The organism is Lysinibacillus sp. NPDC093688 (genome assembly GCF_050280145.1).
Lineage (GTDB): Bacteria > Bacillota > Bacilli > Bacillales_A > Planococcaceae > Lysinibacillus > Lysinibacillus xylanilyticus_B.
On record NZ_JBNNUX010000025.1, the window covers coordinates 66,431 to 69,455 of the forward strand.

1 rRNA gene is annotated in these 3,025 nt (G+C 51.5%); it reads left to right on the plus strand.

Annotation, left to right across the window (positions count from 1 at the left end):
• The first annotated feature begins 87 nt into the window (after positions 1–87).
• Positions 88–3,015 (plus strand): 23S ribosomal RNA (locus ACQKN2_RS17995).
• The last annotated feature ends 10 nt before the right edge of the window (positions 3,016–3,025 follow it).

The window sequence follows — 3,025 nt, forward strand, 5'->3', positions numbered from 1 at the left end:
CTTGTTCTTTGAAAACTGGATAAAACGACATTGAAATTGTAACAAACACATTTATTTTTTAAGTTTTTTTTATAGGCTTAATAACTTGGTTAAGTTATTAAGGGCGCATGGCGAATGCCTTGGCACTAGGAGCCGAAGAAGGACGGCACTAACACCGATATGCTTCGGGGAGCTGTAAGTGAGCTTTGATCCGGAGATTTCCGAATGGGGGAACCCACTACGTTTAATCGCGTAGTATCTTGACGTGAATTCATAGCGTCTTGAAGGCAGACCCAGGGAACTGAAACATCTAAGTACCTGGAGGAAGAGAAAGAAAAATCGATTCCCTGAGTAGCGGCGAGCGAAACGGGAAGAGCCCAAACCAAGAGGCTTGCCTCTTGGGGTTGTAGGACACTCTATACGGAGTTACAAAAGAGCGAGTTAGATGAAGCGACTTGGAAAGGTCCGCCAGAGCAGGTAAAAGCCCTGTAGTCGAAAGTTCGTTCTCTCCTGAGTGGATCCTGAGTACGGCGGAACACGTGAAATTCCGTCGGAATCCGGGAGGACCATCTCCCAAGGCTAAATACTACCTAGTGACCGATAGTGAACCAGTACCGTGAGGGAAAGGTGAAAAGCACCCCGGAAGGGGAGTGAAAGAGATCCTGAAACCATGTGCCTACAAGTAGTTAGAGCCCGTTAATGGGTGATAGCGTGCCTTTTGTAGAATGAACCGGCGAGTTACGATTACGTGCGAGGTTAAGCTTTAGAAGGCGGAGCCGCAGCGAAAGCGAGTCTGAATAGGGCGAATTAGTACGTGGTCGTAGACCCGAAACCAGGTGATCTACCCATGTCCAGGGTGAAGGTGAGGTAACACTTACTGGAGGCCCGAACCCACGCACGTTGAAAAGTGCGGGGATGAGGTGTGGGTAGCGGAGAAATTCCAATCGAACCTGGAGATAGCTGGTTCTCTCCGAAATAGCTTTAGGGCTAGCCTCGTGATGAGAATACTGGAGGTAGAGCACTGTTTGGACTAGGGGGCCATCCCGGTTTACCGAATTCAGACAAACTCCGAATGCCAGATATTTATACACGGGAGTCAGACTGCGAGTGATAAGATCCGTAGTCAAAAGGGAAACAGCCCAGACCACCAGCTAAGGTCCCAAAGTAATCGTTAAGTGGAAAAGGATGTGGCGTTGCACAGACAACCAGGATGTTGGCTTAGAAGCAGCCATCATTTAAAGAGTGCGTAATAGCTCACTGGTCGAGTGACGCTGCGCCGAAAATGTATCGGGGCTAAACGATTCACCGAAGCTGTGGATTGACATCTACGATGTCAGTGGTAGGAGAGCGTTCTAAGTGCGTTGAAGTCAGACCGGAAGGACTGGTGGAGCGCTTAGAAGTGAGAATGCCGGTATGAGTAGCGAAAGACGGGTGAGAATCCCGTCCACCGTATGACTAAGGTTTCCTGAGGAAGGCTCGTCCGCTCAGGGTTAGTCGGGACCTAAGCCGAGGCCGATAGGCGTAGGCGATGGACAACAGGTTGATATTCCTGTACCACCTCCTCACCGTTTGAGAAATGGGGGGACGCAGTAGGATAGGGTAAGCGCGCTGTTGGATATGCGCGTCCAAGCAGTAAGGCGTGTGTGTAGGCAAATCCGCACACTGTAACGTTGAGCTGTGATGGCGAGTCCGTATGGACGAAGTTCCTGATTTCACACTGCCAAGAAAAGCCTCTATCGAGGTGAGAGGTGCCCGTACCGCAAACCGACACAGGTAGTCGAGGAGAGAATCCTAAGGTGTGCGAGAGAACTCTCGTTAAGGAACTCGGCAAAATGACCCCGTAACTTCGGGAGAAGGGGTGCTCTTGAGCGTGCAAGCGCATGAGAGCCGCAGTGAATAGGCCCAGGCGACTGTTTAGCAAAAACACAGGTCTCTGCAAAACCGTAAGGTGACGTATAGGGGCTGACGCCTGCCCGGTGCTGGAAGGTTAAGAGGAGTGGTTAGCGCAAGCGAAGCTGCGAATTGAAGCCCCAGTAAACGGCGGCCGTAACTATAACGGTCCTAAGGTAGCGAAATTCCTTGTCGGGTAAGTTCCGACCCGCACGAAAGGCGTAACGATCTGGGCACTGTCTCAACGAGAGACTCGGTGAAATTATAGTACCTGTGAAGATGCAGGTTACCCGCGACAGGACGGAAAGACCCCGTGGAGCTTTACTGTAGCCTGATATTGAATTTTGGTACAACTTGTACAGGATAGGTAGGAGCCAGAGATCTCGGAGCGCCAGCTTCGAAGGAGGCGTCGGTGGGATACTACCCTGGTTGTATTGAAATTCTAACCCATGCCCCTTAGCGGGGCAGGAGACAGTGTCAGGCGGACAGTTTGACTGGGGCGGTCGCCTCCTAAAAGGTAACGGAGGCGCCCAAAGGTTCCCTCAGAATGGTTGGAAATCATTCGTAGAGTGTAAAGGCACAAGGGAGCTTGACTGCGAGACCTACAAGTCGAGCAGGGTCGAAAGACGGGCTTAGTGATCCGGTGGTTCCGCATGGAAGGGCCATCGCTCAACGGATAAAAGCTACCCCGGGGATAACAGGCTTATCTCCCCCAAGAGTCCACATCGACGGGGAGGTTTGGCACCTCGATGTCGGCTCATCGCATCCTGGGGCTGTAGTCGGTCCCAAGGGTTGGGCTGTTCGCCCATTAAAGCGGTACGCGAGCTGGGTTCAGAACGTCGTGAGACAGTTCGGTCCCTATCCGTCGTGGGCGTAGGAAATTTGAGAGGAGCTGTCCTTAGTACGAGAGGACCGGGATGGACACACCGCTGGTGTACCAGTTGTCTTGCCAAAGGCATCGCTGGGTAGCTATGTGTGGACGGGATAAGTGCTGAAAGCATCTAAGCATGAAGCCCCCCTCAAGATGAGATTTCCCATTACGCAAGTAAGTAAGATCCCTCAAAGACGATGAGGTAGATAGGTTCGAGGTGGAAGTGTGGTGACACATGGAGCTGACGAATACTAATCGATCGAGGACTTAACCAAAATGTTTGAA